Origin of the sequence: Actinoplanes sp. L3-i22 (assembly GCF_019704555.1) — a bacterium.
Lineage (GTDB): Bacteria > Actinomycetota > Actinomycetes > Mycobacteriales > Micromonosporaceae > Actinoplanes.
Genome location: NZ_AP024745.1, coordinates 11,872,968 through 11,886,235 on the forward strand (window position 1 = coordinate 11,872,968; position 13,268 = coordinate 11,886,235).

Genomic DNA, 13,268 nt, shown 5'->3' on the forward strand with positions numbered 1-13,268 from the left:
ACAGACTTTCGTCGAGTCCGCCCGGGACAGCCCGGGCGGCGATGCCGTCCGCGGCGCTTCCGGCCGGATAAGCGGGTAGTTCCGGATTCGCCGGCGAGGCCGACGGAGCTTGGACAGCCTCCGCGGCGTGCTCGGCAGGGTCTACGGCCGGTGCGATGACAGCGAGCGCTAGTGCGCCGGCGGTCAGCACGCGGCGTGTGGACGTACCGTGCAGTGTTGCCTCCGAAATAGGCCCGGGGCACTCACGCGAATCCCATCATCAGCACGGGTGAACCTGCTCTACCGCGCTATTGCCGCCGTCTAAGGAGGGCAATGGGAACCCGGACAACTTTGTGTATTCCGTGGACCATGCCAACACACCTTGAAATTTGGCGTGGCTGAATTCAGATAATTATCCCCCAGATCTCGAACAGATAAAGGCGCGCTACTGCTCGGCGACCGGCAGGGACATCCGGATACCCGGCGTGGATCCGGAACCGCGCAACGACAGCTCGCTGAGCTGGGAATCCTTCGGTACGTCGAAGGGCAGCACGCCGTTCACCGACGCTCCGGGACGAATCTCGTCGAGCAGTGTCGGACTGCCATCGTTGAGAAATACCGCGGCCTCGTCGGCAACGGCGTAGGCTCCACCCGCGGTGTCGTAGACGCGTTGCGCGGAGCTGTCGAACAGTTCCGGCTCGGTGCCGTTGTTGGTGACTCGCACGTCGAGCAGACAGAACTGTCCGTCGGCGCGCTGTTCCAGCCCTTCCGGGCCGATCGCGGAGACGCCGCACCGCACGTTCCGCACCCGCAGGCCGAATCCACTGGGTGCCGAGTCGTGGTAATCCGCCGGCGGCAGCCCCCGGATCACCGCCGGGCCGCCGGACGGGCGATCCGCGGTCGCCACCGCCCAGATCCCGAAGGTGACCAGGGACAGGGCGGCGAGCAGGCCGCCGCCCACCCAGATCCGGGTCCGCCAGCGCAGCGCCCACTCGTCCACACCGTCGTCATCCGGATCGTGCACCCGGATGGTCGTGGCACGGTGCGGTGTGTACGTCACGGGGGCTCCCAGCGAACGGATCCGGCGCGCGGCCGAGGATCGGACGCGCTGTCCGTCCATGCTGGGTTCGCCACGGCCACACGCCGACGCGACACTCCGCAAAAACGACTTTATCGGTCATATCAATAGTCGGATATTCCCCCGATCGGGTGATCAGCGGAGCAGAAGCAGCTTTCCGAGGTGATCGCTGGACTCCATCACCCGCTGCGCCTCGGCCGCCTCGGCGAGCGGGAACGTGGTGTGGATCACCGGCTTCACCAGACCGGCGGCGACCAGCGGCCACACCTGATCCCGGACACCGGCGACGATCCGGGCCTTCTCCGGCACCGGGCGGGCCCGCAACGAGGTGGAGGAGATGCTGCCCCGCTTGGCCATCAACGCGCCCAGGTCGAGCTCGGCGCGGGTGCCACCCTGGAAGCCGATCACCGAGATCCGCCCGTTCGTCGCGAGGGCCTCGATGTTCCGCGCCAGATACTTCGCGCCGATGATGTCGAGCACCACATCGGCGCCCCGGCCGTCGGTGACGTCGTGCACCACCCGTACAAAATCCTGCTCTGAATAATCGATCGTCACGTCGGCGCCGAGTGCCCGCAGCCGCTCGTGTTTCGCCGCTCGCGCGGTCACCAGCACCCGCGCGCCCAGCGCCGTGCCCAACTGGACCGCGAACGTGCCGATGCCGCTGCCACCCCCGTGCACCAGCAACGTCTCGCCGGCCCGCAGCCGGTCGTGCGCCACCGTGTTGGACCACACCGTGCACGCCACCTCGGGCAGCGCGGCCGCCTCGACCAGCGACAACCCGGCCGGAATCGGAAGCAGCTGACCGGCCGGCACGGCAACCCGCTCCGCATAACCACCGCCGGCCAGCAGCGCGCAGACCCGCTCGCCCACGTGGTGGCCCTCGACACCCGGCCCGACCGCGCTGATCACCCCGGAGCACTCCAGCCCCGGATAGGCCGGCGCACCCGGCGGAGGCGGATAGTTCCCCTGCCGTTGCAGCAGGTCAGCCCGGTTCACCGCGGCGGCGGTCACCTCGACCACCACCTCACCGGCACCGGCCTCCGGCTCCGGAACCTCGGCCCACCGCAGCTGCTTGTCCTCGATCACGATCGCGCGCATGCCCCCGACAATGCCGCACGGGTACGACACAAGCGACAGCAACGCCAAGGCATCTGGCAGACTGGAGCGGCAGTACTGGAGGACTCGCCTAGTGGCCGATGGCGCCGGTCTTGAAAACCGGTATGGGGAAACTCATCGTGGGTTCGAATCCCACGTCCTCCGCTCGATCATGAGCAGCAAAAACCCCCGTCGACCTGCGAGAACGCAGGACGGCGGGGGTTCGTCAGGTCAGCTCGTGAGTCTCACTCGATCTCACTCCGGACCGCTCGATCTCGCTCGTCGCGACCATGGTGCGACCACGAAGCCGAGCGGCTGCCCGTCACGCGGCCTGCGGATCTTCCCTCGGCGGGCCGCCGGCCGGCGAAGTAGAGACAGGCGAAGAACGCCACCAGCCGCGGCGAGAAGCGCGATTGCCTGCCACGGGTTGACGACGGATCGCCGGTCCACCTCGTCGCCGGCCTTCGGCGTCACCCACTGCACGTGATCCATCGGATGCGCCAGCAGAAGACGCAGCTCCACCGCGTACCGCAACGAGCCGTAGAACACCGCGCGCTTGCGGGCGATGGTGTTCGCCGCGGCCTGCTTGCCATCGGTGGTGCGCAGCGAGAGCGTGTCAAGCGCGGCGTCCTGCAAGGCGCCGCGCTTGACGCTGTTGGTGCTCAGCCACCGCACTGCGGGAGCGAGATCTTCCGGAGGCGGCCCGGCCTGCCGGCGCGTCGTGTTGAACACGTACGCATAGAGCGCTCGGCGAATGTCCGCATCGGACGGTGCACCGCGGGCAAGGCTACCGGTGGCAGGGCCGCGCGGCCCCTATCGAGGCGTAGCTCTCCGCGAAGGATCCGGTTGCCGTTGTCCGCGGCGCCGCTCTGCGAGCCGCTTATTTCCCCGCGGCTTTATCCGCTGGCGTTTCGTTCAAACCCAAACCACGCAGGATGTTATCGCGGTTCGCGTTTCCGCGCAGCGCGGTCAAGGAATTCAAGCGGCCCAGCAAAGTCGTGGAAGATGCCGGGCACTTCAAGTCCTGAATCGCCGACAAGGTTTTCTCGAAACGCTGGATGCGGCTTTCGAGGTCCGTTCCACTCGGCAAGCTCGCGTTCTTGAGCGCTACCTGCGCGTTCACCTGGGCTTGCGTGGGCGGGCAGCGACCGGGGACGTTTACCCCGGTAGGACCCACGCGGTCGGCCGTCGCGTTCGGATTGCCCGGGCTGAAACCCAGCGCCGGCACCAAAGCGTCAATGTTTCCGGAACTGGCTCCGGCGTTCCCTGTCGCTCCACCCGCGGCCGCGTCACCGGATCCTGTGGCGGCGGCTTTATCCGCTGGCGTTTCGTTCAAACCCAAACCACGCAGGACGTTATCGCGGTTCGCGTTTCCACGTAGCGCGGTCAACGAATTCAAGCGGCCCAGCAAAGTCGTGGAAGATGCCGGACACTTCAAGTCCTGAATCGCCGACAAGGTTTTCTCGAAACGCTGGATGCGGCTTTCAAGGTCCGTTCCACTCGGCAAGCTCGCGTTCTTGAGCGCTACCTGCGCGTTCACCTGGGCTTGCGTGGGCGGGCAGCGACCGGGAACCTTTACCCCGGTAGGACCCACGCGGTCGGCCGTCGCGTTCGGATTGCCCGGGCTGAAACCCAGCGCCGGCACCAAAGCGTTAATGTCACCGGAACTGGCTCCGGGTTGAACAGCGGCCTGGCTCATCCCCGTGCCGACCGCGAGCGCCGAACCGAGCAGCGCCGCTGCGGCACCTCCAATCACCAGCTTGCGCGTCCGGCTGCTGACTCCGCGTCGATACATGCACGGCTCCTCTTCGTTCCGGTACTGCTTGTGCCGAGATATACGAGCAGTGATGTGGCAGCAGTTCAGGACGCCGAGCAAGCGTTCCTTAAAGTTTCTTTAACGAGACTCCCGGGGCGTGCAGCCGCCGGCATCGTCGCCGACCAGCTCGGCGACGGTGAGCTGACCGCGGGCGCCGGCCTGCTTGCGCAGCAAAACCGCCGCTGACCTGGACCAACTCAAGTCAGCGGCGGCCCTCGTCGGTCACCGGCCGGTCTCCCTCGAAGCCACTGAATCTCGCTCGTCACGGCAAATACGCGGCACCGGAATCTCAGCGTTCCTCCTGCTCATCGCCGCAATCCGGTGGCGGGCCCACTCGGCGACCCGGGTGCCCGCCCGCGTTGAGGGTTGCCAGGACACCGGTGTGCCCGCAGGCCATTCGGCCGGGCGGCATACGGCGTCCGCCGCTGCGCCGACGACAACGCGATGTGCCGCGCAGCCGCGAGTAGTGCTCGAATGGCAGGCCGTCGTCGGGGCGTTCCGGCGGCTGGGGTCATTCGCCGGCGGAGGGGTCCGCGGCCGGTGGGTTCAGTATCATCTGGGGGCCGGTTCCGCGGCTGGCCAGCCGGTCGCGTGGGTTGATCAGGCTGCAGCGTTGCAACGACAGGCACCCGCACCCGATGCACCCGGTGAGCTGATCCCGCAGCCGTTCCATCATGTGGATCCGCTCGTCCAGCCGGTGCCGCCAGTGGCTGGAGAGCCGGGACCAGTCGGCCTTCGTCGGGGTCCGGTTCTCCGGCAGTTCGGCGAGCGCCCCGCGGATCTCGTCGAGCGACACCCCGACCTGCTGGGCGATCTTGATGAAGGCGATCCGGCGGAGGTCGGCGCGTTCGTATCGCCGCTGGTTGCCGCCGGTCCGGGCGGCGTGCAGCAGGCCTTCCCGCTCGTAGTAGCGCAGCGCCGACGGCGCCACCCCGCTGCGGGCCGCCATCTCTCCGATCGTGAGGGTCTCCACCCGGTCCCCTTGAGTTGAAGTGAACTTCAAGTTGCAGCCTATCCGACATGACCGTCACGACGTTGCGTCGCCTGACCGGTGACGAGAAGCACGCGCCCAGCGCGTACTCCACACTGGACGTTCTGCGGGTCCTCTACGAGCGGGTTCTCCGGATCACCCCGGCGACCGCCGACGAGCCGGACCGGGATCGTTTCCTGCTCTCCAAGGGCCACGGGCCGGCCGCGTACTACGCGGTGCTCGCCGACCGCGGCTTCATCCCGGCCGACTGGCTGGACCGGATGGGCCGGTGGCACAGCCGGCTCGGCACCCACCCGGACCGGGTCCTGATCCCCGGCGTCGAGATCGGCACCGGGTCGCTCGGGCACGGGCTCGGGCTGGCCGTCGGGACGGCGCTCGGGCTGCGCGCCCAGGGCTACCCGGAGAGCCGCACGTTCGTGCTGCTCGGCGACGCGGAGCTGGACGAGGGGTCGAACCACGAGGCGATCGCGTACGCCGCCGCGATCCGGCTCCCGTTGACCGCGATCGTGGTCGACAACCACTCCGCCACCCACGGCTGGCCGGGCGGGATCCCGGCCCGGTTCCCCGGGTGGTCCGTCGCGCTGGTGGACGCGCACGACCACGACGAGATCGAGCGGGGACTGCTGGCCCGGACCGACCGGCCGCATCTGGTGGTGGCCGACCATGCGTGAGACCTTCGTCGCCACCACGACCGCCCTGTTGGACGAGGACCCGCGGACCGCGCTGGTGATCGCCGACATCTCCGCCGACGTCTTCGGGCCGGCGCTGCGCAGGCATCCGGACCGGGCGCTCAACGTGGGCATCCGGGAGCAGCTGATGGTCGGCGTCGGCGGTGGGCTCGCGCTCACCGGGATGCGGCCGTACCTGCACTCGTACGCCCCGTTCCTGGTCGACCGGGCGTACGAGCAGATCAAGCTGGACCTCGGGCACCAGGACACCGGCGCGGTGCTGGTCAGCATCGGCGGGTCGTACGACTCGGCCGCCTCCGGATACACCCATCAGTCCCCCGGCGACGTGGCGCTGCTGGACACCCTGGAGGGCTGGACGGTCCAGGTGCCCGGGCACCGCGACGAGGTGCCGGCGATGCTGCGCGAGGCGGCCCGGCACGACGACCGGGTGTACGTCCGGCTCGGCCTGCAGGAGAACAGCCGCCCCTACCCGGACGGCGGCCGGCTGCGGGTGCTGAAACGGGGTGGGCCGGTGGTGCTCGCGGTCGGGCCGATGCTCGACCCGGTGCTGGCCGCCACCCGGGATCTGGACGTCACGGTGGCGTACACCAACACGCCGCGGCCGCTGGACACCGAGGGACTACGGCTGCTGGTCGAGAGCGAGGTGGTGGTGGTCGAGCCGTATCTGGCCGGCACGTCGGCGCACCTGGTCAGCGCGGCGTTGAGCGGCCTGCCGCACCGGGCGCTGCACCTGGGCGTCGGACGGGCCGAGGTGCGCGACTACGGGACCTGGGAGGACCACGCCCGGGAACACGGCCTGGACGCGGCCGGCCTGCGCCGGTCCCTCCAGCGATTCCTAGGAGGCGGTGCCTAGGAACACTTCGCGCAGCTTCGACTCGAAGTGCCACACCGCGTCGGTGTTCGCGAACTTCATCCGGAACCGCTCGCGCACCCCGTCCACCGCGGTCGCGGCCATCTCCAGGGCCGGGCGGCTCAGGTCGGGGCGCCAGGTGACGTTGCTCAGGTGGCGCAGCTTGACGTTCAGGTGCAGGCGGAGCCGGTGCAGCACCGGGGTCCGCTGAATCACCACCAGGCGGCGGCGGGTGAGCAGCAGCAGGTATTCGCCGGCGAGCGGGGCCTCCGGGCGCGTGCACCGGGTCACCAGGACGGTGTCATCGCCGGCTTCGACGCAACGTTCCACGATCGGAAGGTGCCGGTGGGAAATGACCGTGCCGGCTTCGGTGGCGGCGGGAAGGAACGTACGCGAGATCACGTCCATGACATGTTTAACGGCCTGTGAACTGCAAGGCAGCGGCCTGAGCTGCTGAATAACGAATTACATCGAACGGGCTGCCATAGTGTCCCCATGCAATGGCGCGTCAAGCCGGTCCTGCCGGTCACCAAGCTGATGGGCGCGGTCGCGGTGGTGGTGCTGGCCGTCGCGTTCGCCGGCCGCGATCCGGTCCGCTGGACGCTCGCCGTCGTGGTCGGCTCGGGGCTCGCCCTCTGGGCCCTCCGCGACCTGCTGGTGCCGGTCCGTCTCGCCGCGGACACCGACGGCGTCACCGTGGTCACCGGGTTCGCCGGGCGGCGGCGCCTGCCCTGGCCGCAGGTCGAGCGCCTGCGCGTGGACCGCACCAGCCGCCGCGGCCTGAGCAGCGAGTTGCTGGAGATCGACGCGGGCGACGCCATCTATCTCTTCAGCGCACACGAGCTCGGCGCCCTGCCCGAGGACGTCCTTGCCGAGCTCACGGCCCTGCGCATTTAACTGCCGATTTGGTACGACGTGAGCACGGTCCCCCGGCGGTCGCGGTCGCGAGGTCGTCCCCACTCACGGCCGCGGCGCGACGCGCGCGGGGTCACGGGGCGGTGCTCACGCCGTACCCAATAAGGGGTTGAAGTCAAGGAAGAATGTCGTTGGTGCGCCAGATGGCGATGGCGATCAGCGCGACCAGCAACAACACGCAGCCGACCACCTGTTTCGCGGTGCGGTGCGGAAGGCGGGAGTAGGCCAGCACCGTGGTGGCCGCGGCACCGACCGCGAGCCCGCCGAGGTGGCCCTCCTTGGAGACCTGCGGGATCCCGAAGGTGAAGAGCAGGTTGGTGACGAGCAACGGAACCAGGGAGCTGGTGTCCAGCATCAGCCGCCGGTTCACGATGATGATCGCGATGATCAGGCCGAACGTCGCGGTGGAGGCGCCGGCCGACGGCTGGTTGGCCGGCTGCAGGAGGTAACACGCGACGTTGCCGCCGAAGCCGGCCAGGAAGTAGATCGCGAGGAAGCGCGCCGGGCCGAAGCGGGATTCCAGATATGTCCCGATCTGCAGCAGCAGCGTCATGTTGAGCAGCAGGTGCACCACGCCGTAGTGCAGGAACATCGCGGTGATCAACCGGTACCACTCGCCGGCGGCGATGCCGTGCACCGAACCATCCGGATAGGACGCCCAGCCGATCACCTCACCGGCGTCGGTGACCGGGGTGCCCGCGCCCAGCAGGCCGAAGAAGCCACCGGCGCCGGCGATCGCCTTCGGTCCGCCGAGGATCACCGATGCCACCATCACCAGGACGTTGATCCCGATGATGGTGCGCACGGCGTAACCCCCGCGGCCCGCGGCGAGACTCCCGCCGAAGGCGTTGAGCGCTCGCCGCTGGGACCGGCGGCCGTCCTTGACGCAGTCCGGGCATTGATAGCCGACAGTCGCGTCATTCATGCATTTGGGACAGATCGGCTTTTCACACCGACTGCAGCTGAGCAGGGTCTCCGTATCCGGATGCCGGTAACACACCGGAGTCTTGGAGGGCGCCTCACTCATGGCACCAAAGGTACCGTGAGCGCTCAGGCGCGCTCGATCACCACCCGCTCGATGACGACATCCTCACGCGGCCGGTCGCCCGGGCCGGTGGGGGTGTTCGCGATCGAGTCCACGATCTTCGCCGACTGCTCGTCCGCGACCTGGCCGAAGATCGTGTGCCGACGGTTCAGGTGCGGGGTCGGGCCGACCGTGATGAAGAACTGCGAGCCGTTGGTGCCCGGCCCGGCGTTCGCCATGGCCAGCAGGTACGGCCGGTCGAAGGACAGCTCCGGGTGGAACTCGTCACCGAACTTGTAGCCCGGGTCGCCACGGCCGGTGCCGGTCGGGTCACCCAGCTGGATCATGAAGCCGGCGATGACCCGGTGCGAGATGGTGCCGTCGTAGTACGGCCCGCTGCCCGGCTGGTTGGTCCGCGGGTCGGTGTACGGCTTGGTGCCCTCGGCCAGTCCCACGAAGTTCCGGACGGTCTCCGGAGCGTGATCCGGGAACAGCTGAAGCCGGATCGGACCATGGTTGGTTTGCAGGGTGGCGTAAATCGTCTCGGCCACGGGTACTCCCGTCTGCGTTGGATGGGAACAGTCTCTTCAGTTCGGATCCTCCCCCATGTGTCTGATCCGGCCGCGCGGGGGTACCCGAGAGGGCAACATGGGCTGGGAATAACCACAGGAGGTGGCACTGGTGTTCGCAACGATGCGTCGTAAGCGCCGGAGTGCGCGGATGCGTACCGAGCTCGGGCAGAGCGTGGATCACTTCAAGCGCGCCGCTTCGATCGCCGCGCAGGAGACCAGCTCGACCGTCGGGCCTCGGCTCAACGCCGCGGTCGAGCGCGTCCAGCCGGCCGCCGAGAAGGCCAAGGGCGCGGCAACGCAGAGCTGGGACAGCGCGCTCGCGGCGCTGACCCCGCTGGTCACCGCCGCGACCGACAACGTGCGGCAGGCCGGCAAGACCAGCAAGAAGGTCACCAAGCGGGAGCTCAAGGCCCAGCGCAAGCAGGCCGAGAAGCTGCAGCGCAAGGCCCAGAAGGCGCTCGGCCGCAAGCCGCGTGGCCGGGGCAGCAAGCTGGCCGGTTACGCGCTGCTCGGCACCGCGCTCGGGGTCGGCGCCGCCTGGTACGCCAAACGTCGCAGCCAGGCGCAGTGGGAGGAGTACGACGCCGCGCCCAACCCGTCGCCGACCGCTGAGGCCGACGACGCGGCGTTCGAGCCGCTCGAGCCGACCGTCTACACCACGGCGAACGGCACCGCGGCGGCGGCCGAGACCGGCAAGACCAACCCCGCCAAGTAACGAGATCCACCGCTCAGTGCCGGCCGGCCAGCTCCCGATCCAGGAGCGGGCCGGCCGGCAGCATGCCCAGCAACTCCGCCGGGACGGTCACCGGCCGCACGTCCGGGTAGCCGAGCCGGGCCAGTAGCTCCTGGCTCGCCAGCGGGAAGCCCCGCCCGTCCTCGGTGATCAACTGGACGGATCCGGTGCCCGAGGTCACCACGGCGCCCGTGCCGCGGGGCACGTAAATCTCCGCCGTTCCGGCCGGGATCACCGGATCGAGGCGGATCGTCGCCGGCTCGCCCGCCGGGCGGGTGACACACGCCCGTACCGAAAAATCGGTCTGCTCCTCCTCGGCCGGCGCGGCCGTGAGGTCCGGACCGGCCGGCACCGCGTCGATCCAGGCCGTGCTGACCGGCGCCGGGGTCCGCCCGGGCCAGAGATCCGCCGAGCCCTGGAACCGCCGGCCGTCGCGCACCAGGAACGTCCGGCCCGCCGGATCGCGGACCAGCAGCGACCGCGCCCCGGCCGGCGCACCCGGCGGGACCGTGCCGACCAGCAGCGTGCTGCGGCCCGCGCGGTCGGTGCAGACCGTCCAGGCGCCGGTGAGCAGACTCTCCCTCGGCGGCAGCGCGTCCGGCGCGTCCGGGATGCCCAGCGTCGCGCCCAGCGGGACCTTGGCCAGCTTCCCGGTCGCGACCGGCCGGGCGCCGGGGCTCTCGCCGGCCGCCAGCAGCAGACCGGACGTGTAGTTCAGCACCGGGTGCAGGCGGCGGTCGGACTCCAGGTAGACGTACTGCGCGCCGGAGCCGCGGTCGAACAGGACCACCGACGGGTCGGTGGGCTCGGCCAGGCTCGCGCCGGTGAGCATCCCGTAGCCACCCAGCAGGCCGGCGCCGAGCGCGGCGATCAGGACCCCGGTCAGCGCCACCGGGCCGGGCCGGCGCAGCGCGGGGCGGCCCGGATCCGCGTCGTGGGCGACCAGGGCACCGATCAGACGTTCCGACGAGAGCCGCAGGGCCGGTAGATCGCGCACCCGGTCACCTTATCTACCGCTATCGATCTCCGGTCAGAGCCAGCCGTTGCGGCGGAACGCGCGGTACAGCACCACGGTGATCAACGAGAGCAGGGCGACCAGGCCGGGATAGCCGTAGCGCCACTGGGTCTCCGGCATGTAGTCGAAGTTCATCCCGTAGACGCCGGCCGCCGCGGTCCACACCGTGGCGATACCGGCCCAGGCGGCGATCTTGCGCATGTCGTTGTTCTGGTCGACCGTGACCTGGGCCAGGCGCGCCTGCAGGATCGAGTTGAGCAGGTCGTCGTAGGAGGAGACCTGCTCGACCGTACGGGTCAGGTGGTCCTGCACGTCCCGGAAGTACCGCCGGATCTCCTTGGGCACCACGCCCTGGCTCGCGATGATCCCGGCGAGCGGGCGCTGCAGCGGCACCACCGCCCGGCGGAACTCCACCAGCTCCCGCTTGAGCTGGTAGACCTGCTGGATCGGCGCGCTGCGATCGCGGGAGAAGACGCCCTCCTCGATCAGGTCCAGGTCCGCCTCGACCTGCTCGGCGACCTCGAGGTAGCTGTCCACCACCCGGTCGGTCACCGCGTAGGCCACCGCCCACGGGCCCTGCTGCAACAGGTTCACCCGCTGCTTCTCCAGGTCGGCCCGGACCGGCGACATCTCGGACGCCTCGCCGTGCCGGACGGTGATCACGAACCGGTCGCCGACGAAAATCATCATCTGGCCGGTCTCCACCACCTGGGAGCTCTCGGTCAGCTCCTGGTGCGGCACGTACCGCGCGGTCCGCAGGACCAGGAAGTGCATGTCGCCGAACTGCTCCAGCTTCGGCCGCTGCTCGGCCTTGACCGCGTCCTCCACGGTCAGCTCGTGCAGGCCGTAGGTGTGGGCGATCGCGGTCATCTCCAGCTCGGACGGCTGATGCAGGCCGAGCCAGACGAACGCGTCGTCACGCCGGCGCGCCTCGGCGAACGCCTCGTCCGGAGTGAACATGCCGGGAATCCGCTCACCGGCGACGTAGACCCCGCAGTCGACGACGGCGGTCCCGTCCGTACCGGGCTCGCCGGTCTTCTGAATCGCCTCGGCGGAACCGAGGAAGCGATTCATCGCGCGAGCCGCCCAAGCCCTGGACAACGGGCGGTTGCGGCTCCAGGAACCGTTCTCCTGCTCGCTCATGCCGACCTCCCCCGGGTGACCCGACAAACCAATCGAGGCTACTTCGTCGAGCCGCGGGGAGGTTCGGCCGGGCGGGCCGCCGATTGTCGGCGGGGGGTCGGACGCACGGGGCCCACCCGGACGGACCTACTAATGCCCCGATCCGCCCGGGTGGAAACCGGCTGAATTAACCGCGAACCTCGGCGATCGCCGCGGCGAGCCGCCGGACGCCCTCGTCGATCTGGTCGACGGTGACCGCGGAGTACGCCAGGCGCACCGAGCTGCGGCCGCCCTCGAGCAGGAAGTCGCTGCCCTTGACGATCGCGACGCCCTTCTTCATGGCCGCCGGGAACAGCTTGTCCACGTCGACGTCGGAGGGCAGGTCGACCCAGAGGAAGTAACCGCCGTCCGGCTCGGTGAAGGTCGCACCCGGGATGTGCGTACGGATCGACTCGGCCAGCACCCGGGCCCGCTCGCCCAGCGCCGAGCTGACCTTCTGGACCGACTTGTCGATGTCGCCGGAGACGCAGAACTGGTGCACGATCGCCTCGGAGACCATGCCCGGGGAGATGTAGAGGTTGGTCGCCTTCTTCGCGATCGCGTCGATCAGCGCGGCCGGGCCGACCAGGTAACCGACGCGGACGCCGGGGCAGACCGTCTTGGTGAAGCTGGAGGCGTGCACCACCAGGTTGTTCGAGTCCAGCGACAGCATCGACGGCAGCGGCTCGCCACGGAACCGGATGTCGACGTACGGGTCGTCCTCGAAGATCAGGAACTCGTACTGCTCGGCCAGCGCGAGCAGCTCGCGGCGCTTCTCCGCGGAGAGGGTGAGGCCGGCCGGGTTCTGATAGTTCGGGATGATGTGCGCCAGCTTCGGACGGACCCCGGACTCCAGCAGCGCGCGCAGCTCGGCGGTGTCGATGCCGTCCGGCAGCAGCGTCACCTGGTGCACCTTGGCGCCCAGGTTCTGCAGGTTGAGCAGGGTACGGTCGTAGGTCGGCTTCTCCACGATCACGTCGTCGCCGGGCCGCACCAGGTGGCCGAAGAGGAACGCGTCGGCCTGGAGCGAGCCGTTGGTCACGATGACCTGGTCCGGCGAGACACCGTGCTTGTCCGCGATCCACTTGCGCAGCGGCAGGTAGCCGACGGACGTGCCGTACGCGGTAACCCCGGCCGGATCGGCGTCGAAGGCGCGGACGGCGGCGGCCTTCAGGCCCTCCACGTCGACGATGTCCAGCGACGGAGCACCACGGGCGAACGAGATGAGCTGCTCAGCGGTCATGCTGACAAGCTTAGAAGCAGCCCTCGCGGCCTTTGTCCAGTGGCCCGGCGTCCCAAAAACCCTGGCTGCTAGGGAAAGCCAAGGTCACAGGGAAAACAAAGTGAACA

At 69.3% G+C, this 13,268-nt stretch carries 16 protein-coding genes and 1 tRNA gene; 6 read left to right on the forward strand and 11 right to left on the reverse strand.

Annotated features, from left to right (window positions below):
- Window positions 1-424 precede the first annotated feature (424 nt).
- The gene (locus L3i22_RS52610; protein ID WP_255657811.1) at window positions 425-1,039 is read right to left on the reverse strand and encodes a DUF4352 domain-containing protein; all 615 of its coding nucleotides are present in this window, start codon (window positions 1,037-1,039) and stop codon (window positions 425-427) included.
- Between the two features lie 153 nt (window positions 1,040-1,192).
- On the reverse strand, window positions 1,193-2,155 hold the full coding sequence (locus L3i22_RS52615; protein WP_221324854.1) for an NAD(P)H-quinone oxidoreductase: 963 nt from the start codon (window positions 2,153-2,155) through the stop codon (window positions 1,193-1,195).
- A 77-nt stretch (window positions 2,156-2,232) separates the two neighbouring features.
- Between L3i22_RS52615 and L3i22_RS52620 the strand changes: the two genes are divergently transcribed.
- Window positions 2,233-2,317 (forward strand) — tRNA-Ser (locus L3i22_RS52620).
- A gap of 90 nt (window positions 2,318-2,407) precedes the next feature.
- Here the strand turns inward: L3i22_RS52620 and L3i22_RS52625 are convergent.
- Window positions 2,408-2,884 (reverse strand): hypothetical protein, encoded by a 477-nt coding sequence (locus tag L3i22_RS52625; protein WP_221324855.1) that lies wholly within the window; start codon window positions 2,882-2,884, stop codon window positions 2,408-2,410.
- 148 nt (window positions 2,885-3,032) lie between these two features.
- Window positions 3,033-3,947 carry a hypothetical protein gene (locus L3i22_RS52630; RefSeq protein WP_255657813.1) on the reverse strand — a complete coding sequence of 305 codons (915 nt, stop codon included), beginning with the start codon at window positions 3,945-3,947 and terminating at the stop codon, window positions 3,033-3,035.
- 54 nt (window positions 3,948-4,001) lie between these two features.
- Here L3i22_RS52630 and L3i22_RS52635 point away from each other — a divergent pair, with 54 nt between their 5' ends.
- Window positions 4,002-4,154: a hypothetical protein gene (locus tag L3i22_RS52635; protein ID WP_221330613.1), complete on the forward strand. Its 153-nt coding sequence runs from the start codon at window positions 4,002-4,004 to the stop codon at window positions 4,152-4,154.
- A 325-nt stretch (window positions 4,155-4,479) separates the two neighbouring features.
- Here L3i22_RS52635 and soxR read toward each other — a convergent pair whose 3' ends face one another.
- Window positions 4,480-4,941 carry a redox-sensitive transcriptional activator SoxR gene (gene soxR / locus L3i22_RS52640; RefSeq protein ID WP_221324857.1) on the reverse strand — a complete coding sequence of 154 codons (462 nt, stop codon included), beginning with the start codon at window positions 4,939-4,941 and terminating at the stop codon, window positions 4,480-4,482.
- A 47-nt stretch (window positions 4,942-4,988) separates the two neighbouring features.
- On the opposite strand from soxR, the gene L3i22_RS52645 reads away from it, so the two are divergent.
- Both L3i22_RS52645 and L3i22_RS52650 read left to right on the forward strand, forming a co-directional pair.
- Complete coding sequence (locus tag L3i22_RS52645; protein WP_221324858.1) at window positions 4,989-5,630, forward strand: thiamine pyrophosphate-dependent enzyme; 642 nt, start codon at window positions 4,989-4,991, stop codon at window positions 5,628-5,630.
- Window positions 5,623-6,501 carry a transketolase family protein gene (locus L3i22_RS52650; RefSeq protein WP_221324859.1) on the forward strand — a complete coding sequence of 293 codons (879 nt, stop codon included), beginning with the start codon at window positions 5,623-5,625 and terminating at the stop codon, window positions 6,499-6,501. The genes L3i22_RS52645 and L3i22_RS52650 overlap by 8 nt, the downstream gene beginning before the upstream one ends.
- Here L3i22_RS52650 and L3i22_RS52655 read toward each other — a convergent pair.
- Window positions 6,484-6,828, reverse strand: a complete 345-nt coding sequence (locus tag L3i22_RS52655; protein WP_370644332.1) for a hypothetical protein — start codon at window positions 6,826-6,828, stop codon at window positions 6,484-6,486. The two genes, L3i22_RS52650 and L3i22_RS52655, sit on opposite strands and share 18 nt — an antisense overlap.
- Window positions 6,829-6,993: 165 nt before the next feature.
- Between L3i22_RS52655 and L3i22_RS52660 the strand changes: the two genes are divergently transcribed.
- A complete protein-coding gene (locus L3i22_RS52660; RefSeq protein WP_221324861.1) occupies window positions 6,994-7,395 on the forward strand; it encodes a PH domain-containing protein in 402 nt (133 codons plus the stop codon).
- A gap of 133 nt (window positions 7,396-7,528) precedes the next feature.
- On the opposite strand, the gene L3i22_RS52665 is transcribed toward L3i22_RS52660, so the two are convergent.
- Window positions 7,529-8,440, reverse strand: coding sequence for a rhomboid family intramembrane serine protease (locus tag L3i22_RS52665; protein WP_221324862.1), 912 nt, complete (start codon window positions 8,438-8,440; stop codon window positions 7,529-7,531).
- A 23-nt stretch (window positions 8,441-8,463) separates the two neighbouring features.
- A complete protein-coding gene (locus tag L3i22_RS52670) occupies window positions 8,464-8,988 on the reverse strand; it encodes a peptidylprolyl isomerase (protein WP_221324863.1) in 525 nt (174 codons plus the stop codon).
- A 169-nt stretch (window positions 8,989-9,157) separates the two neighbouring features.
- On the opposite strand from L3i22_RS52670, the gene L3i22_RS52675 reads away from it, so the two are divergent.
- Window positions 9,158-9,724 (forward strand): hypothetical protein, encoded by a 567-nt coding sequence (locus L3i22_RS52675; RefSeq protein WP_221324864.1) that lies wholly within the window; start codon window positions 9,158-9,160, stop codon window positions 9,722-9,724.
- 13 nt (window positions 9,725-9,737) lie between these two features.
- On the opposite strand, the gene L3i22_RS52680 is transcribed toward L3i22_RS52675, so the two are convergent.
- From L3i22_RS52680 to L3i22_RS52690, 3 genes are all read right to left on the reverse strand, one after another.
- A complete protein-coding gene (locus tag L3i22_RS52680; RefSeq protein WP_221324865.1) occupies window positions 9,738-10,739 on the reverse strand; it encodes a type VII secretion protein EccB in 1,002 nt (333 codons plus the stop codon).
- A 33-nt stretch (window positions 10,740-10,772) separates the two neighbouring features.
- Window positions 10,773-11,900: a magnesium and cobalt transport protein CorA gene (locus L3i22_RS52685; RefSeq protein ID WP_221324866.1), complete on the reverse strand. Its 1,128-nt coding sequence runs from the start codon at window positions 11,898-11,900 to the stop codon at window positions 10,773-10,775.
- A 166-nt stretch (window positions 11,901-12,066) separates the two neighbouring features.
- Window positions 12,067-13,161 carry a PLP-dependent aminotransferase family protein gene (locus L3i22_RS52690; protein ID WP_221324867.1) on the reverse strand — a complete coding sequence of 365 codons (1,095 nt, stop codon included), beginning with the start codon at window positions 13,159-13,161 and terminating at the stop codon, window positions 12,067-12,069.
- Window positions 13,162-13,268: the final 107 nt, after the last annotated feature.

Bases quoted from the DNA above. Each gene is read 5' to 3' on its own strand.
- L3i22_RS52675 (WP_221324864.1), top strand. From the start codon at position 9,158: ATGCGTACCGAGCTCGGGCAGAGCGTGGATCACTTCAAGCGCGCCGCT.
- L3i22_RS52630 (WP_255657813.1), bottom strand. From the start codon at position 3,947: ATGTATCGACGCGGAGTCAGCAGCCGGACGCGCAAGCTGGTGATTGGA.
- L3i22_RS52650 (WP_221324859.1), top strand. From the start codon at position 5,623: ATGCGTGAGACCTTCGTCGCCACCACGACCGCCCTGTTGGACGAGGAC.
- L3i22_RS52685 (WP_221324866.1), bottom strand. From the start codon at position 11,900: ATGAGCGAGCAGGAGAACGGTTCCTGGAGCCGCAACCGCCCGTTGTCC.
- L3i22_RS52660 (WP_221324861.1), top strand. From the start codon at position 6,994: ATGCAATGGCGCGTCAAGCCGGTCCTGCCGGTCACCAAGCTGATGGGC.
- L3i22_RS52665 (WP_221324862.1), bottom strand. From the start codon at position 8,440: ATGAGTGAGGCGCCCTCCAAGACTCCGGTGTGTTACCGGCATCCGGAT.
- L3i22_RS52690 (WP_221324867.1), bottom strand. From the start codon at position 13,161: ATGACCGCTGAGCAGCTCATCTCGTTCGCCCGTGGTGCTCCGTCGCTG.
- L3i22_RS52645 (WP_221324858.1), top strand. From the start codon at position 4,989: ATGACCGTCACGACGTTGCGTCGCCTGACCGGTGACGAGAAGCACGCG.
- L3i22_RS52615 (WP_221324854.1), bottom strand. From the start codon at position 2,155: ATGCGCGCGATCGTGATCGAGGACAAGCAGCTGCGGTGGGCCGAGGTT.